This is a genomic window from Hankyongella ginsenosidimutans (assembly GCF_005144965.1).
In the GTDB taxonomy this organism is placed as follows: Bacteria; Pseudomonadota; Alphaproteobacteria; order Sphingomonadales; family Sphingomonadaceae; genus Hankyongella; species Hankyongella ginsenosidimutans.
This window is the reverse complement of record NZ_CP039704.1, coordinates 1,424,014-1,446,707: the sequence shown is the minus strand read 5'-3', so window position 1 is coordinate 1,446,707 and position 22,694 is coordinate 1,424,014. Positions and strand designations below refer to the sequence as shown.

Below are 22,694 nucleotides of genomic sequence, written 5' to 3'. Positions count from 1 at the left end.
CGTCACTCACCAGCGGACTTCAAAACGGTTACGCAGATAGATCGCCACGCCATTCATCATCAGCAGAAACGCCAGCAGCACCATGATGGCCGCCGACGTCTTCTCGACGAAGCCGCGCGACACCTCGTCCGACCACAGGAACACCTGCACCGGCAGCACGGTCGCTGCCTCGGAAAAGCTGTTCGGCACGTCCACCACGAAAGCGCGCATGCCGATCATCAGCAGCGGCGCTGTCTCGCCGAGCGCCCGCGCCATGCCGATGATGGTGCCGGTCAGGATGCCGGGCAGCGCCAGCGGCAGGACATGGTGGAACACGACCTGCAGCGGCGAAGCGCCAAGCCCGCGCGCGGCGTCGCGGATCGAGGGCGGCACCGCCTTGATCGACACCCGCGACGCGATCACGATCACCGGCAGGGTCATCAGCGCCAGGGTCATGCCGCCGACCAGCGGCGACGAGCGCGGCAGGCCGAAGAATGGAGAAAGATCGCCAGGCCCAGCAGACCGAAGATGATCGACGGCACAGCGGCCAGATTGTTGATGTTGACCTCGATGAAGTCGGTCAGCCGGTTCTTCGGCGCGAACTCCTCGAGATAGACCGCCGCGCACACACCGATCGGGAAGGAGAGCAGCAGGGTCACGATCAGGGTCAGCAGCGAGCCGACCGTCCCGCCGCCGACCGCTGCCTGTTCGGCCTCCGTCGAGTCGCCGCCGGTCAGGAACCGCGTGTTGAACACGGTGCGAATGGCACCGGCCTGCTTGAGCTTGTCGGCCCAGGCGATCTGCTGCTCGCTGATCCGCCGGTTCTCATCCGCAGCGCCGCGGTCGACCTTGCCCTTCATCAACTGGTCGACCAGGGTTGACGCAGTCAGCCACATGGGCCGGGTCTGGCCGATAAGGTCTGGATTGTCCTTCAGCGCATTGCCGACCTTGATCGCCGCCGCCGAGCTGAGCAGCTCGCTGAGCGCAATCTTGTCCTCGTCCGTGGTCAGCTCGGGGAACTGCTTTTCCAGACCGTTCGAGGGCAGGAGGCCGGTGTCGGCGCGGGCCAGCACGTCGGCGCGGTCCGGGCCGTTCAGGTCGGCGCGGGTAATGCCCAGGCTCTCCTCATCGAAGGTCACTTCGACACGGATTTCGGTGGTGAGGAACCCGGTCCAGCCCTTGGAGACGACCGATGTCAGCAAGAACAGCAGAAACGAGCCCGCAAGGATCAGCGAGACCAGCCCCAGCATGCGGAACCGGCGCTCGGCGCGATACCGCGCGGCGATGCGCTTCTGCATGGCCACGCCGCTCCAGTCGGTCGGCTGCGCAGTCACGGGCGATGCGGCCATGGCGAGGGTCGCGCTAGTCATAGGCCTCCCGGTATTTCTTCACCACGCGCAAGGCATAGACGTTCAGCAGCAGGGTCACGACGAACAGCACCAGCCCCAGCGCGAACGCGGAGAGGGTCTTGGGGAATCGAATTCCTGGTCGCCGGTCAGCAACTGCACGATCTGCGCCGTGACGGTCGTGACCGAGGCGAACGGGTTGGCGGTCAGGTTGGCGGCCAGCCCCGCCGCCATCACCACGATCATGGTCTCGCCGATGGCGCGGGACACCGCCAGCAGGAACCCGCCGACGATGCCGGGCAGTGCGGCAGGCATCAGCACCTTGCGGATGGTCTCGGACAGCGTCGCGCCCATGGCGAGCGAACCGTCCTTCATCGCCTGCGGCACCGCGGTCAGTGCGTCGTCGGCCATCGAGGACATGAACGGGATGATCATCACCCCATGACCAGTCCAGCCGCAAGCGCGCTTTCCGAGGATGCGCCGGCGATGCCGGCACTCGGCGAACTGGCGCACCGCCGGCGCCAAGGTCAGCGCTGCGAAATAGCCGTAGACCACGGTTGGCACGCCAGCGAGCACCTCCAGCATCGGCTTCATCCAGCGCCGCAGGGTCGGGGTCGCATACTGGGTCAGGTAGACGGCGGAGAACAGGCCGATCGGCACGGCGACCACCATGGCGATCAGGGCGATGAAGATCGTGCCCCAGAACAGCGGGATTGCGCCGAATGCACCCGATGAACCCACCTGGTCCGCACGCAGGGCGGTCTGCGGGCTCCACTTGGTGCCGAGCAGAAAATCGAGCAGCGGAATTTTATTGAAGAACCGCAACGACTCGAACAGCAGCGACAGCACGATCCCCAGGGTCGTGACGATCGCGACAGTGGATGCCGCCACCAGCAGCGCCATCATCAGCCGCTCGACCCGGTTGCGCGTGCGGCTGTGCGGTTTGAGGGTCAGCAGGCTGGCCAGCGCGCCCAGAAGCCCGACGGCCAGCGCCGCCGCGCCGACCAGCGTGCCCGCCTGGTCGTTCCAGTGCTTGTAGGCGGCGGCGGCCGCCTTGGCGTTTTCGTCGTAGCTGTCGGCGATGGCGCCGGTCGCCAGCCCGCGCACCTCATCGAGGAAGACGCGCCGGGCCTCGGGTTCGGCCGGTACCGTCTGGTCGTCCAGGACGTTGACGGTCATGGCCTCGATGACGCCGGGCCCAGCCACGTTCCAGACCAGCAAGAGCAGCAGCGCCGGCGCGAGCGCCGCCAGCGCGGTCTGCCAGCCATGATAGCCGGGGCGCGAGTGTGCGGTCTGGCGTTTGTCGACGCGCGGGAACGCCATGGCCCGGCGATGGGCGGCGGTGTAGGCCGCCGCCGCCAGAGCTAGAACCAACAGGAACGCCAGGCCGCTCGACATCGGCTATTTGATCGCCGCGGGGTTGAGCGGGGTCAGCTTTAGGGCCGCGGCGGCCGCTTGCTTGCGCACGCTCTCGGGCGCCGCCACCAGCCCGCGCTTGGCGAGGTATCCTTTCGGTCCCCAGGTGCTCTCCTTGGCATACTCCGCAAGATAGGCCTTGATCGACGCGCCAAGCTGGGTCGGCTGGCTCGCCTGCCGCGCCTTGACGTAGATGTAGAGCGGACGCGACGCTGGATATTTGAAGCTGGAGATGTTGGCGTAGGTCGCCGGCACGCCGTCCAGGTTGACATCCTTGATCTTGTCGAGGTTCTCCTCGAGATAGCTGTAGCCGAAGATGCCGAGCGCGGCCGGGTTGGCGACCAGCTTCTGCACGATCAGGTTGTCGTTCTCGCCGGTCTCGATGTAGGCCCCATCCTCGCGCAGCTTGGTGCAACGCGCCTTGAAGGCTTTCTCGTCGCTCTTCTTCAGGGCTTCCATCTTGGCGTCCGCCGCTATGCAGCCGGCTTCCATCACCAGTTCGTTGAACGCATCGCGCGTGCCGGAGGTCGGTGGCGGCCCCATGACTTCGATCTTGGCGGCGGGCAGTGCCGGGTTCACGTCCTTCCAGACCTTGGCGCTGTTCTTCTTGCCGTCCGGCAAAGTCTCGGCAAGCGCCAGGAAGATGTCCTTGCGGCTTAGCGCGATCGCCTTGGCGGTTTTGCCTGCGCCAGGGCGATGCCATCGAGCCCGACCTGAATTTCCACGATCGGCCCGACGCCGTTCTTGGCGCAGAGCTCGACTTCAGACTTCTTGATCCGCCGCGAGGCGTTGGTGATGTCCGGGAACTTGTCGCCAAGGCCGCTGCAGAAAATCTGCAGGCCGCCGCCGGTGCCTGTCGACTCGACGATCGGCTTGAACTTCGGGTTTTCTTCGCGAACTGCTCGGCCACTGCCGTCGTGAACGGGTAGACGGTCGACGATCCGACGACGCGGATTTCATCGCGCGCCTGCGCTGGCGCGCCAAACGCGAGGATCGCCGCTGCGCCCAGCAGGGCCCGTTGGAACAAACTTCTCGTCATGCCGATCTCCTGTTTTCCCGGCTCTTTACGCCGGTCGAATGATGCACTGGCTGCGGATGAAACCCGCAGGCTGTCAACGGCCTGGTCGCTGTCGCCACCGGCGGCCACGCCGCTCCTGCGCTGCGACACTAGAGCCTTTCCGACTGAGATTGAGGCACTTGTGTCAAAGTGCCTCAAGCAAAGGCGTGAATCAGGCCCTTTTCAATCAATGTCTAGCGGGGTTCGATGTGAGCGGCCATCCTTGGTTAACGAAACTGAACACGTACAGGCACGAATATGACAGCTTTGCTGCGTATTTATGACAATGCAGCCCGGGAAGTGGAAATGCCCCCGGCTTCACTGATCGGCAGGGTGAAAGTGACGGTGGTGCCAACGCCAAGAGTACTGGAAATACCGAGCGTTCCCTGATGCCGCTCGAGAATGTGCTTGACGATCGCCAGCCCGAGCCCGGTCCCGCCCAGTCGCCGCGACCGCGCGTTGTCGATCCGGTAAAGCGCTCGGTCAGGCGCGGCAGGTGCTCCGGCGCAATGCCCTCTCCCTTGTCGCGCACGCTCACGCGGATGACGTCTGCGCCGCCGTCTTCTGCTGCCGGCGCGACATCCGCCTCGATTTCGATCGGCGTGCCGGCGCGCCCGTACTTGATCGAGTTCGACACCAGATTATGCACGACCTGCAGAATCTGGTCGCGATCCGCGAGCACCATCGGCAGGTCCGGCGGCACGGAAACCTTGAGGCTGCGCGCGTCGGCACCCAGCCGGACGGCCAGGGTCTTGCCGACGTCGGCCAGCACCGGCGCCAGCTCGATCGGCGTGGAAGGCGGTGCCTGGTTGTCCAGCTCCACGCGCGAGAGCGAGAGCAGGTCGTCGATCAGGCGCGACATGCGATCCGCCTCCTGGCCCATGATGTCCAGAAAGCGCACCCGGGCGGCCGAATCGTCTGCGGCTGCCCCTTGCAGGGTCTCGATGAAGCCCATCACGGTCGAAAGCGGCGTGCGCAGCTCGTGACTGGCGTTGGCAACGAAATCGACGCGCATCCGCTCCGCCAGGCGCAGGGCGGTGATGTCGCGCAGGCTGATGATGTAGCGCTGACTGTCGTCGCCGAGCGGCGCAACCCGCAAGGCATAGGATCGCTCGATGGGGAGAGCAGGTGCAGTTCCTGTTCCTGCGCCGTCTCAAGCCGAACCGACTCGCGGATCGCCTCCACCGCGCCGGGATGGCGCAGGAACACCGTGATCGCCTCCCCACCAGGGTCGGGCCGAACAGATCATGTGCTGCCTTGTTGCACGCCAGAATCTCCAGGCTGTGCGACACGATGAACAGCGGTTCCGCCAGCCCGCCGATCACGGCGGCGGCATCGATGCCTTCTCCCTGGCCTCAGCCACGACATCCGCCTCGGAGTCGAGCGCCGCAGGACGCTGGGTTTGCGCGTCGGCGCCGAGGCGATCGCCAGCGCGAACATGCTGGCGAACAGGGTCAGCGCTGCAGCGGGGATGGAGATGGCCAGCCCGGCAACCACGGCGAACGCCGTAGCGACAAGAAGTCCGCGGATCCAATACCCTGGCGCAACATGTCAGGCGCGAAACAGCTTCGCGCGCCGGGCGCTCGGCAACAGTCCGAGCGCCTTACGGGCCTTGAACAAGCGCAGAGCGTGAAAGTTGCGCATCAATGAAATCAACCTGCGAGAGGTATGGGGTATGCTGCAAGTGATACCCGAGGACTGGAGGGCACGCCAGCGCGATGCAGAAAATTCACAAAAGCCTGCAAAATTCCCGTGTGACTGTTGCTGATTTCAGCGGATTTCGATGCTGCATGCGTAACAAGTACCGCCCGACACGCCGGGCCTTTACAACCCGGGGCAATACCTTCTCTTGCAGGTCGCGCGCAACCGTACGCCGAGCCAACAATCCCGGAAACACTTTACGGCTCCGTTAACTAAATTTTAGACACAACCCCGTAACACAATGAGCGCAAGAGTTTCAGCCGCAGCCGCGTAAAGGCCGCGAAGTCATGCGTCCCAGCAAAGAGAATTACACTGCCACGATGTGAGGGCTGCCATGAGTGTGGGCCTTGTGCGGATACGTTTGCCGGATACCCTGGATCTCGCCTGCGCCGCGGATCTCAGAAGCTCACTGGTCGATGCCATCAATGAAAGCTCGGCGATCGCCATCGATGCAAGCGGCGTCCGCTCGCTAACGACACCTTGCATTCAAGTTCTTCTTGCTGCGTCCAAAGATGCGCAAAAAGAAACGCCAAAATCTTTGTCGAAAGCGCTTCGGCGCCGTTTCTGAGAGCAATCGAAGAAATTGGCCTCAACAACGGCCTCATTTCCGGGAGTCAATAAATAATGAACAAGACAATTCTTGCAGTCGACGACTCGAAAACCATGCGCGACATGATCAATTTCACGCTTGCCGAGGCAGGATTCAAAGTCCTTCTGGCGGAGGATGGCAACGGTGCGTTGCAGGTCCTGGCCGGCAACACGGTTGATCTCGTGATCACCGACGTCAACATGCCGGGCATGAACGGCATCGACCTGGTGAAGGGCATTCGGGCCGACGCACGTCTGCGCGCGCTGCCCGTGTTGATCCTGACCACCGAAGCCGGAGAAGACGTGAAGCAGAAGGGCCGCGCGGCGGCACCGGCTGGATCGTCAAGCCGTTCCAGCCGGACAAGTTGCTGAAAGTCGTCGAAAAGTCTGCGCCTGAGCACGAGACGAAATGATGGCCAGCCGAGCATCCTTCCAGCAATTCACGGCGACCTTCTTTGAGGAGTGTCATGAGCTGATTTCCGATACGGAGCAGCACCTGACCCAGCTCAAGGACGGCACGGGCGACAGCGAGACCTTGAATGCGGTCTTTCGCGCCGTTCACTCCATCAAGGCCGGTGCCGGCGCGTTGGACTTCGGCCAGCTTGTCGAATTCACGCATATCTTCGAGGCCACGCTGGAAAAGCTGCGCTCGAACGTCAAAACCTGCGAAGCCCCCGTGATCGACGTTCTGTTTCAGGCGTTCGATATCCTGGTCGACCTGGTGCGTGCGGCGGAACACGGCGAGACACTTTGCCCGGATGTGACCCGGGAAGCGCAGAATCTGCTGCTTGCGATTTTCGGCGAGGCTCCCGCACCGATGCAGCGCACCATTCCGCACCCGCGAGCCAATCGGGCCCGGCCACCTACGCCATCCGTTTTGAGCCGCGCGCCGACCTTTTCCGCTCGGCCAATGAACCGATCCTGATTTTTCGCGCACTCAGCGCGCTCGGAACCCTGGCCATCGAACTGAACACGGACGCCCTGCCCCGCTGGAAGCGCTCGACCCGGAAGACTCCTATTTCAAATGGCGACTCCAGCTGGAGACCGAAGCGCCGCTGGAGGACATCCAGGAAGCGTTCGAGTTCGTTGCCGACGACTGCCTGCTCGAGATTGAAAAACTTGACGGCGAACAACCGGAATCCGAGCAACCGGCGGAAGCCGTGGAAGAGGTCGCGGAAGGACTTGCAAGGGCCGTGGACGCGGACGCCGCGAAAGCCGGCAGCAGACTGTCGTCCATTCGCGTCGAGCTCGACCGCATCGATCGCCTGGTCAACATGGTCGGCGAGCTGGTCATCACGCAATCGATGCTCACCCAGGAAATCCAGGAACTGGATACGCGTCAGAACAGCCGCCTGATCTCGGGCATGGAAGTCCTCGCCGCGCACGCGCGCGAGCTGCAGGACAATGTGATGTCCATCCGCATGCAGCCGGTCAAGTCAGTCTTTTCCCGCATGCCGCGTGTGGTGCGCGACCTCAGCAAGCAGTTGGGCAAGCGGGTGCGCCTCATCAGCGAAGGCGAGACGACGGAGGTCGACAAGACGGTCATCGAGGAAATCGTCGATCCGCTGACGCATATGATCCGCAACTCGCTGGACCATGGGATCGAGCCGCCCGAGGAGCGCATCGCCGCCGGAAAACCCGCAGAAGGAACCATCTGGCTGCGCGCGGAGCATCGCGGCGGGCGCATCCTTATCGAGATCGAGGATGACGGGCGCGGCATCGACGCCGACAAGGTGCTGGCGCGCGCCATCGAGAAAGGCCTGGTCGACGCGGATGCCCGCCCGAGCCAGGATGAGATCATCAACCTCATCTTCCACCCCGGCTTCTCAACCGCGGCGCAAGTAACCAGCGTGTCCGGACGCGGCGTGGGCATGGATGTCGTGCGGCGCAACGTGCAGGCGCTGGGCGGTCGTATTTCCGTCTCGACCAACCTCGGCGCCGGATCCCGGTTCACATTGGCCCTGCCGCTCACCCTGGCGGTTCTGGACGGCATGATCGTACGCGTGGGCGCACAGAAGTATGTGGTGCCGGTCAACAGCATCGTCGAGAGCATTCAACCGCGCAAAGCCGATATCCGGGCGCTGATGGGCGGCTCGCAGTTGCTGAATATCCGGGGCCGCTTCGTACCGCTTATTCACGTCGCAAGCGCATTCGGCGCCGCCGACGCCCGGATCGAGCCATGGTCTGGGCTGGCGGTGGTCGTCGACACGGAGTCCGGCCAGCAGATCGGCCTGGTGGTGGATGAGCTGCTTGGGCAGCAGCAGGTCGTCATCAAATCGCTCGAGGCGAATTACCGCCACATCGAGGGCGTGTCCGCGGCCACCATCCTCGGCAATGGGCAGGTGTGCCTGATCGTCGACGTCGACGGTCTGGAAGCCATAGAGCGCCGCACGCGCGGGCAGGACTTGCAGGGCGGCCATCACGCCGCCCCGCTGACGCTCCGCCACTTGACGCTGCAATCGTATGTTAACCGGAGAGTAGATCATGAGCGCGTTGATGAAACAGGCTTACGATATTCTGGCCTCTACAGATTCAAAAGAAGGGCACGATGCACAGCAATATATTTCCTTCACCGTCGGTGCCGGAGAATATTGCGTCGACATCAATGCCGTACGCGAAATCAAAGGCTGGACCCCGGTAACACCGCTGCCGAATACCGACGAATACATGCTTGGCGTGTTGAATTTACGCGGTGTGATTGTCCCAATTTTCGATCTTCGTTGCCGCTTCAACATGGGCCGCACCCTGGCGACGCCGCTGCATGTCGTGATCGTCGTGGTCATCGGCAATCGCATCATCGGCATTCTGGTCGACGCCGTCTCGGATATCCTGACGGTGGAACCCGCCGATGTTCAGCCGGTCCCGGAGCTCGATCAACGCGGGGATCGCCGCTTCCTTCAGGCACTTTTGACGCACGGCGAGAAGATGATTGCCCTGCTCAATCTCGAACAATTGTTCGAACTCGACCCCAACCTTGAGAACATGCGCGGAACCGCCGCTTGAGCGTCATAACCATCTGAGACCCGACCCCACATTTGTCATCCCACGGAGATGAACATGACCATGCAGTTTTCAGTCGCGAACATGCTCAATCGCAGCAAACAGTCCTCGATCAGCGACCATATCATGGCCGCGATGGAATATGTGCAGGCCAATGTCATGATCGCGGATGCCGATCTTCGCATCATTTACATGAACCGCACCATGCGGGACATGATGGAGCGCAATGAATCGGCGATCCGCACGGAGCTGCCAAACTTCAATGCCCGGAATTTGATTGGCCAAACGGCCGACATCTTCCATGTCCGCCCCTCGCACCAGCGCGATATGATCGAGCGCCTGCGCACCGCGCATAGCACGACCATTCGGGTCGGCGGCCGTATCTTCAATCTGATCGCAACGCCGCTGTTCGACACGTCCGGCAATCGCATCGGGACTGTCGTCGAGTGGGATGACAAGACGGACCGCGTCACCGCCGAGGAGCGCCTGAAGGAGATCGCCGCCGAGAACATGCGGGTCCGCCGCGCCCTCGACGACTGCCAGGCCTCGGTCATGATCGCCGATAACGACTACACCATCGTGTACATGAACGACACGATGCAGGAGATGATGAAGGCCAACGAAGCCGCGCTGCGCACGGAACTGCGCAACTTTGACGCCGCCCGGCTCATCGGCGCCAACATCGACATTTTCCACAAAACCCAGCGCACCAGCGCTCGATGCTCAATCGCTGAACAGTGCGTACAAGACGCAGATTACGGTCGGTGGGCGGGTTTTCAGCCTGATTGCCTCGCCGGTTCTGGACAGGGACGGCGCGCGCCTCGGCACCGTCGTCGAGTGGGAAGACCGCACCGAGCGCCTTGCAGCGGAAGCGGCGCGCGACGCCGAGGCCGCCGCCAACGCCCAGATCAAGACCGCGCTCAACAAATGCACGACCAACGTCATGCTCGCGGATGTCACCGGCAAGATCATCTTCGCCAACGAGGCCGTCCTTGCCATGATGCTGAATGCGGAGCGCGATCTGCAGAAGGAACTGCCGAACTTCGAGGCGCGCAAACTTGTCGGCGCGAACTTCGATATTTTCCATAAAACCCGGCGCACCAGCGCAACATGCTGGAGCGGCTGAACACGACTCACCGCGCCTCAATTGCCGTCGGCGCCGCAAGTTCGACCTCATCGCCAACCCGGTCTTCGATGCGCATGGCACCCGCCTGGGAACGGTGGTCGAGTGGAAGGACGTCACGCTGGAGCGTCAGGTCGAGGGCGAACTCAGCACGGTCGTCAGCGCCATCAGCAGCGGAGACTTCAGCACCAAGCTCTCGGTCGAGGGCAAGGACGGCTTCATGCTGCGCATGGCCGAGGGCATCAACAACATTTCCGCGATCTGTTCGAGCGGCCTCACCGATATCGGCAACATGCTGCGTGCGCTTTCCGCAGGCGACCTGACCCAGCGGATCACCGCCGACTACCAGGGCATGTTTGACCGCGTGAAGCAGGACTGCAACGCGACCGCCGAGCGCCTGTCCGAAATCGTGCGCTCGATCTCGAAGGCGTCCAGCGAAGTCGCAAACGCCGCCGCTGAAATCGCATCGGGCAGCACGGACTTGGCCGAGCGCACGGAATCGCAGGCGTCTGCGCTTGAACAAACAGCAGCTGCCATGGAAGAAATGGCGGCAACCGTGCGGTCCAATTCGGAAAATGCGCAGTCGGCCCGGCAAATGGCGCGCGCGGCTTCCGATGTCGCAACCAACGGCGACGGCATCGTGCAGAACGCTGTATCCGCGATGTCGCAGATCGAGCGGTCGTCGCAAAAATCTCGGACATCATTGGCGTGATCGACGAGATCGCCTTCCAGACCAATCTGCTTGCGCTCAACGCGGCGGTCGAGGCCGCGCGCGCCGGCGACGCTGGCCGCGGGTTCGCCGTGGTCGCGACCGAGGTGCGCAACCTCGCGGGCCGGTCGTCCCAGGCCGCCAAGGACATCAAGAGCCTCATCAGCGAAAGCGGCCAGCAGGTGCAGCAGGGCGTCACCCTGGTAAACGAGGCAGGCCATTCGCTGCGCAACATCATCTCCTCGATCAACCAGGTGACGAGCATCGTGAACGATATCGCCTCGGCGAGCGAGGAGCAGTCCTCCGGCATCGACGAGATCAACAAGTCGGTCACCCAGATGGACGACATGACGCAGCAAAACTCCGCGCTGGTCGAGGAAAACGCCGCCGCCGCCCGTGAGCTGGAAATGCAGGCGCGCGTGATGAAGGAGGAAATGAGCTTCTTCGCCGTCGATGGCCTGGAGGTCCCGGTCGCCACCGCCAGCGTGCGCCGGTCGTCGCCCAAAGCGTCTCTATCCAAGCCGGCGGCCCTGAAAAACCGGCGGCCAGCAGCGCACGCAAGACCAGCTATGTGCTCCCGAAGCCGAAAGCCAGCGTGGAAGCGCATGACGAGGACAATAACGACTGGAGCGAATTCTGATCCGACCCCTCGGGAAGCTGGCGATAGGCTATGGCGACCGCGCGCGAATTCACACTCAGCAGACAAGACTTCAAATTTGTCTCTGACACGGTCTACGACATGACGGGCATCGTCTTGAAAGAACACAAGTTCGAGATGGTGTACGCGCGTCTGTCGCGCCGCCTGCGCGGCCTGAACATGGCCAATTTTTCGGACTATGTCGATCTGCTGCAAGGGCCGGGCAGAGACACCGAGATCAGCTTCCTGATCGACGCCCTGACGACCAACCTCACCCGCTTTTTCCGTGAGGACTATCAATTGAAGCATCTGCTGCGCGAAGTGCAGCAAAGGCAGCAGCACGGCGGCCCGGACAAGTCCATCCGTATCTGGTCGGCCGGCTGCTCAAGCGGGCAGGAGCCTTACTCTATCGGCATGGCCCTGAGCGCCGGCCTCAAGGAGCGCGCGCGCGCCTGCCGGATTCTGGCGACCGACATCGATAGGAATGTCCTGAACAAGGCAAAAATGGCTTGTATACCAAGCAAGAAATTGAGGACATACCGCCAAATTTCAAATCAAAATATTTACGAGATGCCAATGATGGCAAATACAAAATCACTCGTGATATATCCAATATGATCGTTTTAATTCTCTTAATTTGATGAATCCATGGCCATTCAAACACAGGTTTGATTTTATATTCTGCCGCAATGTCGTAATATATTTCGACGAACCGACAAAAACAAACTCGCCAAGCGTTTCATGGACTCCTGAACGATAACGGTGTTCTTTTCTCGGGCATTCGGAGGCGCTCATGGGGCAATCGACGGACTTGTGCCGGCTGGGCGCGCTGCGTTTCGCAAGGTCGCTGCGGCATGAAGCGCAGTCTGCTCATAGCCGAGCGCCGCATGGACCCGGACGCCCTGCCGAAGCATCTGATGAGCGGCAAGACGCAGGCCAAGGTCATCCACGTGCTGCCAGGGAAATGCAACTCTCCAACGATCCGGACGCGCTTCTGGTGACGACGCTTGGGTCCTGCGTGTCCGCCTGCGTCCGCGATCCGCGAACAGGGTATGGCGGCATGAACCACTTCATGCTGCCGCTCAGCCGCGACGACCTTGGCACCTGGGGCGGGGTTTCGCGCAGCCTGCGCTACGGCAATCACGCCATGGAATCACTCATCAACCAGATTCTGCGCACGGGCTGCGCGCGGCAGGCGCTGGAAATCAAACTCTTCGGCGGCGGCAACGTCATGCAGGGCCGCACCGACATCGGGCACAACAATGCGCGCTTCGTGCTTGAATACATCGAAAACGAAGCCCTGAAGGTGGCGGCCGCCGATCTTGGCGGCATGAACGCCCGCAGAATTTACTATGCGCCAGCGACGGGCTCCGTGAAGCGCCTGCTGCTGCGCAGGCGGCAGGACGGCCATACTGTCCAAGATATTGAGAAGAATTACCAACAACGACTGCAGATTCTGGAAGAGGATACCGACGACAATATCGAATTGTTCGCGGATTGAGGCTCGAAAATGCGCAAGAAAAAGTCCTCATTGTCGATGACTCTGCCCTGATGCGGCAGATGTTGACCGATATTCTCGGTTCCGCCCCGGATCTGGACGTCGTTGGCGCTGCGCCAGACCCTTACGTCGCGCGCGAGATGATCAAGCAGCTTAATCCCGACGTCATCACGCTCGACGTGGAGATGCCGCGCATGGACGGACTGGAGTTTCTGGAAAGATCATGACGCTGCGTCCGACGCCCGTCGTGATGATCTCTTCCCTCACCAAGGCCAATGCCGAGGTTACGGTGCGCGCGCTGGAAGCCGGCGCCGTCGACTACGTGCAAAACCGACCCGGGTCGCCCGGGACGGCTACGGCGACATGGAAGACGAGATCATCGCCCGGGTGCGCACGGCGTCCCGCGCGCGCGTTCATCCGGTCGCCATGCCCCACGTCACGATCGCGGAAACGGAGGGCCTTGCACGCGACCGGCTGATCGCTATCGGCGCATCGACGGGCGGCGTCTCCGCGATCGCCCATATTCTGAGCGAGCTGCCCGCGAACACGCCACCGGTCGCCATCGTGCAGCATATGCCCCGCGAATATACAGCGGGATTCGCCCGGCGCCTGGATAGCCGGTCGAAGCTTACCGTCATGGAAGCCCGGGACAATCTGCCGCTCGAGCCGGGCCTGGCCGTGGTCGCCCCGGCGACACGCACCTTCGGATCAAGCAGGTCGGCGCTCAGTATCGGTGCGTCCTGTCGACGGAAGACAAGATCCAGGCCACCGGCCCTCCGTCGACGCGCTTTTCAGCTCGGTTGCCGAGCAGTTGGGCGCGCACGCCGTCGGCGTCATCCTGACAGGCATGGGCCGGGACGGTGCGGGCGGGCTGCTGAAAATCCTCCAGGCCGGCGGCCGGACGATCGGCCAGGACGAAGCAACGGCGACGGTTTACGGCATGTGCGGCGCCGCTTTTCAGATCGGCGCGGTCGAAATGCAACTCCCCATTACCGAAATCGCAAGAGCTATATGCCAGATTACAACGTCGCGTTGTCCAGTTACGGCGTCCGCCACGCAATACAGGCATGTCTGACGAAGGGTGATCATAGGTATGCAACTGCACAACTATAGCCATGCCTTCCAGACGGATGAGGCCTGTTCTGATGCGCTCGCACCGCACCGGGACGACCCACAGCTTCGCGCCCTGCTTGAAGCCTGGGCGCAACTGGGCGTCGCTCAACGCTCGGCGTTCATTGGCGTGATCCGGGAGCTGCAGTCGACATCGAGCTTGATCGATGAGAATGTAAGCGACCTGTCGCGGAGCTTCTCGGTCATCGTTGAGAACAGCAAGAAGCAGTCCGTCTACATTCGCGACATCGTCGAGGCGGCGACGACGATTACGGAGAGACCAGCGAACTCTCGCTCCCCAACGTCATTCGGTACCTGGACGACACGCTGGCAAGCGGCATTACCAAGATCGTCCTGCTCTCCGGGAATGCATGCGCATGCTGATGGAGCTTGATGAGGTCATCAAGCACCTGACCCAGACCGAGGGTGTCATCGTCGAGATCAATGACATCAATCGGCAAACACGCTTGCTTGCCTTGAACGCCAAAATCGAGGCCGCGCGCGCAGGAGAAGCGGGCCGGGGTTTTAGCGTGGTCGCAAGCGAGATGAAAGATCTGGCAAGTTCCATCGACATGCTGGCACAAAACATAAAAGTAAATATTAGCGAGGTCGGAGAGAGAATTCGGCTGAGCTTCGACACTGTCAAAAAATCGCCAACGTCGACATGTCAGAAAATATAGTGGCGAAGGAAAGAATAGATACCATGATGAATAATATCATGGATTACAATAATAATTTACGCGAAAAACTAATACACTCTGCAGAATCAAATGAAGAAATAGCTGAAAAAATTTGCTCTCTTATTACGAATTTCCAATTTCATGATAGGGCAAAGCAATATATTAGCGAAATAGCTAATATTATAAATACATGCAATGTAATGATAGAAAAAATGTATCGCAATCTCGCAGCTTGCTGCATTTTGACGGTCGCCACAATGGTTTTGCAGAAACAATTATAGATTCTGTAAATTTATCAGATCTACGAAATAAAATTATTCGGCATATTAAGGATGACGGTCTTATAGTATCGCAGAATTCCGTAACAAATACGGCTGCACCAAAAAGAATATAGATGATGATAATGTAGAATTGTTCTAGGGGACTAACGTGCGACACTCTATAAATATAGATAACAGGAAATTTATTTTAAAAATAATGGGAGAATTAAACTTCGAGGAGCATATAACCTTTAAAAATATTATTAGATTGATATCAGAATCTGATGTAAAAGATCTATCTATAAATATAGACGATCTTACTTATGTTGATTCTGCCGGCCTGGGCATGCTTCTTTTACTGCACGAGGCGGCGAAAGGGAAGAGTATTCAACCTGTCATTGAGGGCGGAAATGAAAAAACCTACGCCTGTTTAAGCTCGCCAGGTTCGATCAATATTTCAGATTCGAATGATATCTGCGGGAGTTGCGTCAAAGTGCTGCGAGGTAATGACGAATTGTGCGTCGATTATAATGCATCTCTAGCAAATATTACAATAATAGAACCAAAAACATCATATAAAAAATCTTTCTGCAGCACGCTCTGTAGTGTTGGCTTTTCAAATTTACTCAAAGTTGATAATTATACAAATATAGCCCACTTATTCTATAAAAATGTTATCGATCTTATTATTCTTGATAACAGAATTTGCGCCGGCGACATATCGGAAACAATAGGCCACATCCGCAGTAACCTGCCGGTGGGGAATACGCCTATCTTGGTCTTAATTAATGGTAAAATCCCAACAGATATATCTAAAATATTTTTACACAAGGATTGCGACTATATTCGAGGTTCAGCACATATATCCGAGGTGGTTGCACGAATAAGCAAGACAATTGAGAATGCAAATATAGTCAGAAACCTTTCGGAATATCAGCGTCGTGTCGAGAAAGAATTAATGTACGCGCGCCAAATGCAGCAAAAATTATTCCCATCTGAATTAGAGAGTACTATAATTGGCATGAAATATGGCCTTTCTATCAAAAAATATGTTAAAACATCCTCTGAACTGGGGGTGATTTAATTGGTTTTAAAGAACTTGATGAAAGTAGATTAGGGTTTTCTCTCTGGATGTTTCCGGTCATGGCGTCGGCGCGGCAATTAATACATTCCGTGCTCAAGTCCTAATTAACGATATTTGGTCTCCCGGAGTATCTCCTGAGAGATGCTCTATCTACTTAACAACAAACTTGCGCCGACTTTAGAGACTGGGACATTTATGACGGTCCTGTGCGGCCAAATCGATACCCTGAAAAATCGGCTCACCTATGCCTCGGCCGCGCATCCAAGCCCGATCCTGATCTCGCAGGAGCAGGATCGCACTGTAAAGTCCTGCGCCTCGGAAGGCTTGCTGCTTGGCTTGCAATGCGGTGCGGAATATGAAACCCACACCGTACCTTTCAACCGCCACGATTGTTTTATAACATTTAGCGACGCCTTCAGCGAAACGCCCGATGAAAACGGCGTGCGTCTAGGCGAGGACGGCGTCTGTGATCTTGTAAAGTCGCGTGCCTGCGTTACCGCGGAGGACGATTATTTCGAGGAAATAATCGGACAGTTTCAGACCGAGCGCCTGAAATTCCTCCGGGATGACTTGACCCTTCTCAGTCTGCGGCGGAGATAATTATGGGCCATGCAGGCATCAACCCCGCAATCGCGGGTGGGAGCCTGAGAGTCGGCCTTATCGGCTGGAGCAATAACATTCATGAATTTCAACAGCTTGCATCGCAGCACGCAGATTCATGCCTCGATCTCGGTGCGCCGGAGGGCATCGACTTCGACGAATTGCTCAACCAGCCCGTCGACACCGTCGCTGTAAATGGCGAAGCGCTCGGCGAGGCGCTCATGGACTTCGTCCGAAAACTGGAACAGCATGGGGTGGCCAGTAGATTCCTGTCGCCATCTATATGCCCGGCGCCGAAAAACGCACCTGGTCGGCGAGATTATTTCCCACGGCATCAATTATGTCCTGAATCTCGAGATGCCCGTCGATGCGCTCTATGCGATGCTGCGGACCTCTTACGCCTCCAGCGCGCTGGTCCGGAAACTTCAGCAAGAAGTCGCCATGCGGACATCGGCGATCGGCTACATCCGCTCCGGGAATTCGAAATTCAAACCTTTTCGAAGCACGCAACCTCTCGACCATGCTGTCGCTTGCCTGCCCGGACCCGCGCTCCGCCGCGCTCGGTCTGTTCGAAATCCTGATCAACAGCATCGAGCACGGCATATTGCGAATCGGCTATGATCGGAAAACCGAGCTGCTCGCCTCGGGCGATTATCTGGCGCACGTTGAGAAGATGATAAAGGCGCACCCGCGGCCGGACGATATCGTCGTCGTGCGCTTCAATCGCATGGAAGACAGGCTGGTGTTCCACGTCATTGATCCGGGCCCCGGCTTCAACCCGAAGCCGTATATGGAATTTTCGCCGGAACGCACACTCGATACCCATGGGCGCGGGATCGCCATGGCGCGGTTCACCAGCTTCGACACCCTTGAGTACATCGGCAACGGCAATGAAGTCCGCTGCGAGATCTTCCTTCCATGATGGGCAGGCGCGCGACCGGCCCTGTCCTGGTCCACGCCGGGAAATAAAGTTAAAACCATTATCAATGACGCAAAGCGGTGTCGATTAATGACGCGCTACTCACGCGCCAGTTCAACCAGACGGTAGACGAGGTCGAGTGCGTCGCGCGGGCTGAGGCTGTCCGGCTGCGCTGTCGCCAGCAGCGCGCGCAAGGGTCTTCGGCCGGTGCGGCGCCGCCGGCGCTGCAAACAGGGGCAGCTCGGCGAGCAGTTGCGGGGCCGACTGGCGGATGCCGCTGTCCTCGAGGCGCTTCAATATGGCCTCCGCCCGGCGAATCACCGGCTCCGGCACCCCGGCGAGCCTTGCCACTGCCAGCCCGTAGGAGCGGTCGGCGCGCCCGGGCTTGATCTCGTGCAGAAACAGCAGCTGCCCGCGCCATTCCTTGACAGCGACGGTGTAGAGCCGCAGCGCTTTCAGGCGTTCCGCAAGTGCCGTCAGTTCGTGATAGTGAGTGGCGAACAGGCAGCGGCAGCCGATGTCGTCGTGGATGCGCTCCAGCACCGCCCAGGCGATCGCAAGGCCATCGTAGGTCGCCGTGCCGCGCCCGACCTCGTCAAGGATGACCAGCGAGCGCGGTGTGGCGCGATTGAGGATCGCCGCCGTCTCCACCATCTCGACCATGAAGGTCGATTGCCCCTGCGCCAGATTGTCGGATGCGCCGACCCGGCTGAACAGGCGGTCGACGATGCCGATCTGCGCGCGGCGGGCCGGCACATAGCTGCCCATCTGCGCCAGCACGGCGATCAACGCATTCTGCCGCAGGAAGGTGGATTTCCCGGCCATGTTCGGCCCGGTCAACAGCCAGACCCGCCCCTCGGCGTCGCTGAGCACACAGTCATTGGCGATGAACGCCTGCCCGAGCCGGGCGCGCGCGGCCTCGACGACAGGATGCCGCCCGCCCTCGATGTGAAACACCCGACTCGTGTCGACCTTGGGGCGCACCCATCCGAGCTGTGCCGCCAGTTCGGCAAGCGCGGCGTGGACATCGATCCGCGCCAGCGCCTGCGCGGCCGTGCTCAGGGCTTGCGCGCGCGCCAGCACGGCGCTCTGCAGATGCCGGAAATGGTCCTGCTCCAGCGCCAGCGCCCGGTCGCTCGCCTGCGCGAGAGTCTGCGCCAGTTCGACCAGGGCCGCAGTCGTGAACCGGACCGCGTTCACCATGGTCTGACGGTGGATGAAGCCGGAGTCGGGACGCAGCAGCGCGTCCGCCTTGTTCGCCGGCGTCTCCACATGATAGCCGATCAGGTTGTTGTGGCGGATTTTCAGCTGCTGGATGCCGGTGGCCTTGCGGTATTCATCTTCGAGTGCGGCGATCGCCTTGCGGCCGTCGGTGGCAAGGCTGCGCAAACTGTCCAGCGCGGCGTCGTAGCCGGCGCGGATCATCCCGCCGTCTGCGGTACTCAGCGGCGGCTCGGGCACCAGCGCCGCAGCCAGCAGATCGTGCAGCGCCGTCTCCGGTGCGATGGCCTGCAGCAAGGCGTCAAGCGGCGCGCAGCGCGCAATGCCGCGACGCTGCTGGGCCTCCAGCGCCAGCCGCACGGCCTGCCCGACGTCGATTCCCGCGCGCACGGCGGCCAGGTCGCGCGGCGTTCCCGGTCCAGGCTGAGGCGGCTGAGCGCGCGTTCAAGGTCCGGCAGCTCCTTGAGCAGGCTGCGGATGCGCGCGCGTTCGACCGTGTCCTCGTGAAACGCCGTCACGACATCCAGCCGGGCATGGATGCGCGCCGGGTCGGTCAGCGGGCTGCCGAGGTCCTGCGCGAGCTGGCGCGCGCCCGCCGCCGTCAGGGTGAGGTCGACTGCGGCAAGCAGCGCGCCGCGCCGCTCTCCACCAGGGTACGGGCCAGCTCCAGGCTGGCCCGGGTGGCGGCGTCGATCGCCATGCCGTCCGTGCTGGCAAGCGCCTGTGGTGCTGCCAGCCGGGGCAGCGCGCCGCGCTGGGTATGGTCGAGGTAATGGAGGATCGCACCCAGCGCCGAGACGGCGGTAGCGCTGTGGTCGGCGGCGGCCTCGGGAAACAGCGCCGAGAGCCGCGCAGCGCCTGCCTCCGCATCGAATGCCGTCAGCGGCAGGCGAGTCAGCACGGCACCGCCGGCCTCCGGCTCGGGCTGCGCGTCCGCCAGCAGCAGTTCGGCAGGGTTCAGCCGCGCCAGTTCGGCAGCGATGTCGGCGGGTGTCACATCGAATGCCGCCCATTGCCCGGTCGACATGTCCGCAAAGGCCAGCGCGACGGCGTCGCCATGCCGGGCGAGCGCCGCAAGGTAATTGTTCGCCCGCGCCTCCAGCAGTCCGTCCTCGATCAAGGTGCCTGCCGTGACCACGCGCACCACATCGCGTGCGACGACCGACTTCGCGCCGCGCCTGCGGGCTTCCGCCGGGTCTTCGGTCTGCTCGGCGATCGCGACCTTGAAGCCGGCGCGGATCAGCCTGGGCAGATAGCTCTCTGCGGCATGCACCGGCACACCGCACATGGGGATCGGCGCGCCAAGATGCTCGCCCCGCTGGGTCAGAACGATGTCGAGCGCCTGCGCCGCCTGCACCGCATCGTCGAGGAACAGTTCGTAGAAATCGCCCATCCGGTAGAACAGCAGGCAATCCGGGTAGCGCGCCTTGATGCCCAGATACTGGGCCATCATGGGCGTTGCGGCGGCGATGTCGGGGTCTCGGCCATACCCTCTTAACCACCCTCGGTGAGGGTGGAAAAGAGCTTACATCGCGCGGACGGAGGCGTCCACGATCAGGGCCTTGGCGGGATGCTTGGTCTGCAGCTTGTCCGTCGCACGCTGGATCGCCTGATGGATCAGATTGACCCTCAAGGGTTGGCGCGGGCTGATGTGCAGGTCGGCGACCTCGGCCAGCGCCAGGCGATAGGCGTTGATGAAGCGGGGCGGTCCGCTTCGATCGCCTGCTTGTCCTCAGGCCTGTCGACCTTGAGATTTATGGTCACCGAAACCAGGCCGGACACCCGCGCCGAATCGAACACCGGGATGATGATCGGCTCGAACCGGACGTAGAGGACGGCGTCGGTGCCGCCGCCGCCGCCGGAGGCCAGCGCCGGATGCGCAGCCAGCAGGAGCGCCAGCGTCAGGAGCAGGCGGCGCAGCATCAGAACAGGCCGCCGCTTGTGGTGCCTGTGCTGCCGGTCAAGCGGAACAGGGCGTCCTGGTAGCTTGCGATCTGCTTGGTGAGGAATTCCGGCACTGCGCCCTGGCTGGCCTGGGCGCGCTCCAGGCGCGCCTTTGTCGCATCGTAGTAGAGCGAGCGGTAGGCGCGCTGGACCTGTTCGATCGCGCTGTCGATCTGGGTGGCGACGTATTTTGCCGCTTTCTTGTCCGTGAGCGCCAACGGTTGCGCCAGGTTGAGCGCGAAGAAGCCGCCGGGGTTTGCGCGGTCACGCCGGACTTGTTGTCGGTCGACTCCGAAATGTCGAACAGCCTCTTGGTCGGGATCAGGCTCGCCGCTTCGATGCCGAGCTTGCCGAGCGCATCGCTCCCCGCGTCGCCGGCGATGATGGCGACCTCGTTGTCGCCGCTCTGGCGCAAGGACAACTGGCGGCCGCCGATGGCGAAACTGGCTGTGGCCGTGAGCGCCCGGCCGGAGACCTGCGTGAGCTTTCGCGCCAGCCGGTCCAGCGTTTCGCCGGCCTCGATGGTGATCTTGCGCCGCGCGCCGCCATTCACGGAAATATAGAAGTGATCGCCTTCGCGCAGGCTGGTGGCGGCGAGCAGATCCGTGTTCTGGGTCGGGTTGTAGACGCCGGCGCGCAGCCCGAGCTTCTTCAGTGTGCCGGAGGTCGCCTCGCCCACGGCCAGGCCGCGGACTTCGAAGCTGTCGCCCTCGCTGCCGTTGGACGTGACGGATTCGACCGCGCCCGAGGCTTCGTCGATGCGGGCGAGGAAACTGTCGACCTTGCCTTTCTGGCCGGCGAGAAAGCCGTTGTTCGACTGGCCTGCAACATAAATCTTGCCGTCGCGCACGGCGATGCCTGCCAGTTTTTCAGCGCCGGTGCCACCGAGATAGGTGACGCCGTCAACGTTCAGGCCGGGGTCGAGCCGCGCCACGAAGCCATCGGTGTCGCCCGAGAAACTGCCTGTCTGCGCCGCAGCGCCGCCCAGACCGCCGGCCCGGGTCGAGCCGGCGACGACGATGGCCCCGGTATCGCTGTCGACCGCAAGGCCGGTGAGCGCGCCGCCGCCGAGCGCACCGAGGTCAATCCGGTCGCCGGTTGCAGCGAGGTCCGCGGCGTCGAGGCTGCGGACGATGGCGCGCCCGTCTTCGGTTCCGCCGACGAGCAGCCGGCCGCCGGTATCGAACGCCAGGGCTCCGACGGAGTCGCTGCCGGTCGTGCCGAGCTGCACCACCTGTTCGATACGGCTGGTCAGGCCCTCGACCGTGCGCGCGCCGCCATCGATCCGCGCGACGTAAATATCCTGCCCGCCCACCGTCGAAAGGCCGGACCGGACCGAGCCCAGGCTCACCGACCCCGCGACGTAGATGTCGCCGTTGGCGTCGGTCGCCAGCGCGCTCGGCGTATCGACGCCGATGCCATCGAGCTGCACGGTGAAGATTTCCGCACCGTCCGAGGAATATTTCGAGACGAAGCTGTCCTGGCCGGAGAACACGTCGCGGCTGTCGAGCTTGGCCGTCGTCGTGCCGGCGATGATGACGTTGTCGTCCTTGTCGACCGCGATCGCGTAGCCGTCCGCCTTGTCCGAGACGCCGACGTAACGTGAATACACCAGCGTACCGTCCGAGGTGTATTTGTTGAGGACGATATCGTTTTCGTTCGGATTCTGGAACGCGCCCTGGTCTCCGCTCGCCCGCCCCACGGTGTAGACGAAGCCCTGGCTGTCGGTGGCGATGGCGCGCGCCTGGGTTTCGGCATCGATATTGCCGGGCGCGACCGGTTCCGGGGCCCCTTGGCGCGGGGTTCCGTCTGGGTCTGGGTC

At 61.5% G+C, this 22,694-nt stretch carries 24 protein-coding genes and 7 pseudogenes; 21 read left to right on the top strand and 10 right to left on the bottom strand.

Features of this window, described 5'->3' with window-relative positions:
• Positions 1 to 6: 6 nt before the first annotated feature.
• The 5 genes and pseudogenes from pstA to E6W36_RS08415 form a co-directional block, all read right to left on the bottom strand.
• A pseudogene (gene pstA, locus E6W36_RS08430) lies at positions 7 to 1,277 on the bottom strand (phosphate ABC transporter permease PstA).
• Between the two features lie 126 nt (positions 1,278 to 1,403).
• Positions 1,404 to 2,723, bottom strand: coding sequence for a phosphate ABC transporter permease subunit PstC (pstC, locus tag E6W36_RS08425; RefSeq protein ID WP_246047444.1), 1,320 nt, complete (start codon positions 2,721 to 2,723; stop codon positions 1,404 to 1,406).
• Between the two features lie 3 nt (positions 2,724 to 2,726).
• Positions 2,727 to 3,362, bottom strand: coding sequence for a substrate-binding domain-containing protein (locus E6W36_RS21970; RefSeq protein WP_342776625.1), 636 nt, complete (start codon positions 3,360 to 3,362; stop codon positions 2,727 to 2,729).
• Positions 3,363 to 3,397: 35 nt separating this feature from the next.
• Positions 3,398 to 3,580 carry a substrate-binding domain-containing protein gene (locus tag E6W36_RS21965; protein WP_342776862.1) on the bottom strand — a complete coding sequence of 61 codons (183 nt, stop codon included), beginning with the start codon at positions 3,578 to 3,580 and terminating at the stop codon, positions 3,398 to 3,400.
• Positions 3,581 to 3,985: 405 nt separating this feature from the next.
• Positions 3,986 to 4,897 (bottom strand): sensor histidine kinase, encoded by a 912-nt coding sequence (locus tag E6W36_RS08415; protein ID WP_222872299.1) that lies wholly within the window; start codon positions 4,895 to 4,897, stop codon positions 3,986 to 3,988.
• A 936-nt stretch (positions 4,898 to 5,833) separates the two neighbouring features.
• On the opposite strand from E6W36_RS08415, the gene E6W36_RS08410 reads away from it, so the two are divergent.
• The 3 genes from E6W36_RS08410 to E6W36_RS08400 are packed head-to-tail and all read left to right on the top strand — an operon-like array spanning position 5,834 to position 7,012.
• Positions 5,834 to 6,067, top strand: a complete 234-nt coding sequence (locus E6W36_RS08410) for an STAS domain-containing protein (protein WP_222872298.1) — start codon at positions 5,834 to 5,836, stop codon at positions 6,065 to 6,067.
• Between the two features lie 56 nt (positions 6,068 to 6,123).
• A complete protein-coding gene (locus tag E6W36_RS08405) occupies positions 6,124 to 6,459 on the top strand; it encodes a response regulator (protein WP_425459707.1) in 336 nt (111 codons plus the stop codon).
• 37 nt (positions 6,460 to 6,496) lie between these two features.
• Positions 6,497 to 7,012, top strand: a complete 516-nt coding sequence (locus E6W36_RS08400; protein ID WP_222874345.1) for an Hpt domain-containing protein — start codon at positions 6,497 to 6,499, stop codon at positions 7,010 to 7,012.
• Here E6W36_RS08400 and E6W36_RS18585 read toward each other — a convergent pair.
• Positions 6,951 to 7,472, bottom strand: coding sequence for a hypothetical protein (locus E6W36_RS18585; protein ID WP_246048249.1), 522 nt, complete (start codon positions 7,470 to 7,472; stop codon positions 6,951 to 6,953). The genes E6W36_RS08400 and E6W36_RS18585 overlap by 62 nt on opposite strands.
• Between E6W36_RS18585 and E6W36_RS08395 the strand changes: the two are divergent.
• The 17 genes and pseudogenes from E6W36_RS08395 to E6W36_RS08330 form a co-directional block, all read left to right on the top strand.
• Positions 7,362 to 8,399, top strand: a pseudogene (locus E6W36_RS08395) (chemotaxis protein CheA); the annotation flags it as partial. The gene E6W36_RS18585 and the pseudogene E6W36_RS08395 sit on opposite strands and share 111 nt — an antisense overlap.
• 172 nt (positions 8,400 to 8,571) lie before the next feature.
• The gene (locus E6W36_RS08390; protein ID WP_222874344.1) at positions 8,572 to 9,090 is read left to right on the top strand and encodes a chemotaxis protein CheW; all 519 of its coding nucleotides are present in this window, start codon (positions 8,572 to 8,574) and stop codon (positions 9,088 to 9,090) included.
• A gap of 48 nt (positions 9,091 to 9,138) precedes the next feature.
• A pseudogene (locus E6W36_RS23260) lies at positions 9,139 to 9,696 on the top strand (PAS domain-containing protein); the annotation flags it as partial.
• A 43-nt stretch (positions 9,697 to 9,739) separates the two neighbouring features.
• Complete coding sequence (locus E6W36_RS18575; RefSeq protein WP_246048247.1) at positions 9,740 to 10,213, top strand: hypothetical protein; 474 nt, start codon at positions 9,740 to 9,742, stop codon at positions 10,211 to 10,213.
• Positions 10,095 to 10,592: pseudogene (locus E6W36_RS23255) on the top strand (hypothetical protein); the annotation flags it as partial. The gene E6W36_RS18575 and the pseudogene E6W36_RS23255, both read left to right, overlap by 119 nt.
• 255 nt (positions 10,593 to 10,847) lie before the next feature.
• Positions 10,848 to 11,662, top strand: a pseudogene (locus tag E6W36_RS08375) (methyl-accepting chemotaxis protein); the annotation flags it as partial.
• Positions 11,659 to 12,174: a CheR family methyltransferase gene (locus E6W36_RS18565; RefSeq protein WP_281277503.1), complete on the top strand. Its 516-nt coding sequence runs from the start codon at positions 11,659 to 11,661 to the stop codon at positions 12,172 to 12,174. The pseudogene E6W36_RS08375 and the gene E6W36_RS18565, both read left to right, overlap by 4 nt.
• Positions 12,164 to 12,316 carry a CheR family methyltransferase gene (locus tag E6W36_RS23250; protein WP_425459722.1) on the top strand — a complete coding sequence of 51 codons (153 nt, stop codon included), beginning with the start codon at positions 12,164 to 12,166 and terminating at the stop codon, positions 12,314 to 12,316. The genes E6W36_RS18565 and E6W36_RS23250 overlap by 11 nt, the downstream gene beginning before the upstream one ends.
• 94 nt (positions 12,317 to 12,410) lie before the next feature.
• A complete protein-coding gene (locus E6W36_RS18560; RefSeq protein WP_246048246.1) occupies positions 12,411 to 12,557 on the top strand; it encodes a hypothetical protein in 147 nt (48 codons plus the stop codon).
• Positions 12,554 to 13,057: a chemotaxis protein CheD gene (locus tag E6W36_RS08355; RefSeq protein ID WP_222874340.1), complete on the top strand. Its 504-nt coding sequence runs from the start codon at positions 12,554 to 12,556 to the stop codon at positions 13,055 to 13,057. The genes E6W36_RS18560 and E6W36_RS08355 overlap by 4 nt, the downstream gene beginning before the upstream one ends.
• A 50-nt stretch (positions 13,058 to 13,107) precedes the next feature.
• The gene (locus tag E6W36_RS18555; RefSeq protein ID WP_246048245.1) at positions 13,108 to 13,281 is read left to right on the top strand and encodes a response regulator; all 174 of its coding nucleotides are present in this window, start codon (positions 13,108 to 13,110) and stop codon (positions 13,279 to 13,281) included.
• A 136-nt stretch (positions 13,282 to 13,417) separates the two neighbouring features.
• Positions 13,418 to 13,708 (top strand): annotated as a pseudogene (locus E6W36_RS18550) (chemotaxis protein CheB); the annotation flags it as partial.
• 79 nt (positions 13,709 to 13,787) lie between these two features.
• The gene (locus tag E6W36_RS18545) at positions 13,788 to 14,129 is read left to right on the top strand and encodes a CheB methylesterase domain-containing protein (RefSeq protein ID WP_246048244.1); all 342 of its coding nucleotides are present in this window, start codon (positions 13,788 to 13,790) and stop codon (positions 14,127 to 14,129) included.
• A gap of 18 nt (positions 14,130 to 14,147) precedes the next feature.
• Positions 14,148 to 14,558, top strand: coding sequence for a hypothetical protein (locus E6W36_RS08345; protein WP_222874339.1), 411 nt, complete (start codon positions 14,148 to 14,150; stop codon positions 14,556 to 14,558).
• On the top strand, positions 14,536 to 14,844 hold the full coding sequence (locus E6W36_RS08340; protein WP_222874338.1) for a methyl-accepting chemotaxis protein: 309 nt from the start codon (positions 14,536 to 14,538) through the stop codon (positions 14,842 to 14,844). Before E6W36_RS08345 ends, E6W36_RS08340 begins: the two co-directional genes overlap by 23 nt.
• Before the next feature lie 429 nt (positions 14,845 to 15,273).
• Complete coding sequence (locus tag E6W36_RS08335; protein ID WP_222874337.1) at positions 15,274 to 16,188, top strand: STAS domain-containing protein; 915 nt, start codon at positions 15,274 to 15,276, stop codon at positions 16,186 to 16,188.
• 141 nt (positions 16,189 to 16,329) lie between these two features.
• The gene (locus E6W36_RS08330; protein ID WP_222874336.1) at positions 16,330 to 16,788 is read left to right on the top strand and encodes a PP2C family protein-serine/threonine phosphatase; all 459 of its coding nucleotides are present in this window, start codon (positions 16,330 to 16,332) and stop codon (positions 16,786 to 16,788) included.
• 116 nt (positions 16,789 to 16,904) lie between these two features.
• Here the strand turns inward: E6W36_RS08330 and E6W36_RS20600 are convergent, their stop codons facing one another.
• Positions 16,905 to 17,039 (bottom strand): hypothetical protein, encoded by a 135-nt coding sequence (locus E6W36_RS20600; RefSeq protein ID WP_281277502.1) that lies wholly within the window; start codon positions 17,037 to 17,039, stop codon positions 16,905 to 16,907.
• A 269-nt stretch (positions 17,040 to 17,308) separates the two neighbouring features.
• Here E6W36_RS20600 and E6W36_RS08325 point away from each other — a divergent pair, with 269 nt between their 5' ends.
• A complete protein-coding gene (locus E6W36_RS08325) occupies positions 17,309 to 17,710 on the top strand; it encodes an ATP-binding protein (protein ID WP_222874335.1) in 402 nt (133 codons plus the stop codon).
• A gap of 95 nt (positions 17,711 to 17,805) precedes the next feature.
• On the opposite strand, the pseudogene mutS reads toward E6W36_RS08325, so the two are convergent.
• From mutS to E6W36_RS08310, 3 genes and pseudogenes are all read right to left on the bottom strand, one after another.
• A pseudogene (mutS, locus tag E6W36_RS08320) lies at positions 17,806 to 20,381 on the bottom strand (DNA mismatch repair protein MutS).
• Between the two features lie 176 nt (positions 20,382 to 20,557).
• Entirely contained in the window at positions 20,558 to 20,851 is a 294-nt protein-coding gene (locus tag E6W36_RS08315) for a hypothetical protein (RefSeq protein ID WP_222874334.1), read from the bottom strand.
• Positions 20,852 to 20,888: 37 nt separating this feature from the next.
• The gene (locus E6W36_RS08310) at positions 20,889 to 22,574 is read right to left on the bottom strand and encodes an SBBP repeat-containing protein (RefSeq protein WP_222874333.1); all 1,686 of its coding nucleotides are present in this window, start codon (positions 22,572 to 22,574) and stop codon (positions 20,889 to 20,891) included.
• Positions 22,575 to 22,694 lie beyond the last annotated feature (120 nt).

Coding starts and splice junctions, on each gene's coding strand:
- E6W36_RS18565 (WP_281277503.1), top strand. CDS start 11,659: ATGACGGGCATCGTCTTGAAAGAACACAAGTTCGAGATGGTGTACGCG.
- E6W36_RS08400 (WP_222874345.1), top strand. CDS start 6,497: ATGATGGCCAGCCGAGCATCCTTCCAGCAATTCACGGCGACCTTCTTT.
- E6W36_RS08410 (WP_222872298.1), top strand. CDS start 5,834: ATGAGTGTGGGCCTTGTGCGGATACGTTTGCCGGATACCCTGGATCTC.
- E6W36_RS18560 (WP_246048246.1), top strand. CDS start 12,411: ATGAAGCGCAGTCTGCTCATAGCCGAGCGCCGCATGGACCCGGACGCC.
- E6W36_RS08315 (WP_222874334.1), bottom strand. CDS start 20,851: ATGCTGCGCCGCCTGCTCCTGACGCTGGCGCTCCTGCTGGCTGCGCAT.
- E6W36_RS08345 (WP_222874339.1), top strand. CDS start 14,148: ATGCAACTGCACAACTATAGCCATGCCTTCCAGACGGATGAGGCCTGT.
- E6W36_RS08405 (WP_425459707.1), top strand. CDS start 6,124: ATGAACAAGACAATTCTTGCAGTCGACGACTCGAAAACCATGCGCGAC.
- E6W36_RS08390 (WP_222874344.1), top strand. CDS start 8,572: ATGAGCGCGTTGATGAAACAGGCTTACGATATTCTGGCCTCTACAGAT.
- E6W36_RS20600 (WP_281277502.1), bottom strand. CDS start 17,039: ATGCTGTTCCAGTTTTCGGACGAAGTCCATGAGCGCCTCGCCGAGCGC.
- E6W36_RS08325 (WP_222874335.1), top strand. CDS start 17,309: ATGCTGTCGCTTGCCTGCCCGGACCCGCGCTCCGCCGCGCTCGGTCTG.
- E6W36_RS18555 (WP_246048245.1), top strand. CDS start 13,108: ATGCGGCAGATGTTGACCGATATTCTCGGTTCCGCCCCGGATCTGGAC.
- E6W36_RS08340 (WP_222874338.1), top strand. CDS start 14,536: ATGCGCATGCTGATGGAGCTTGATGAGGTCATCAAGCACCTGACCCAG.
- E6W36_RS08330 (WP_222874336.1), top strand. CDS start 16,330: ATGCTCTATCTACTTAACAACAAACTTGCGCCGACTTTAGAGACTGGG.
- pstC (WP_246047444.1), bottom strand. CDS start 2,723: ATGTCGAGCGGCCTGGCGTTCCTGTTGGTTCTAGCTCTGGCGGCGGCG.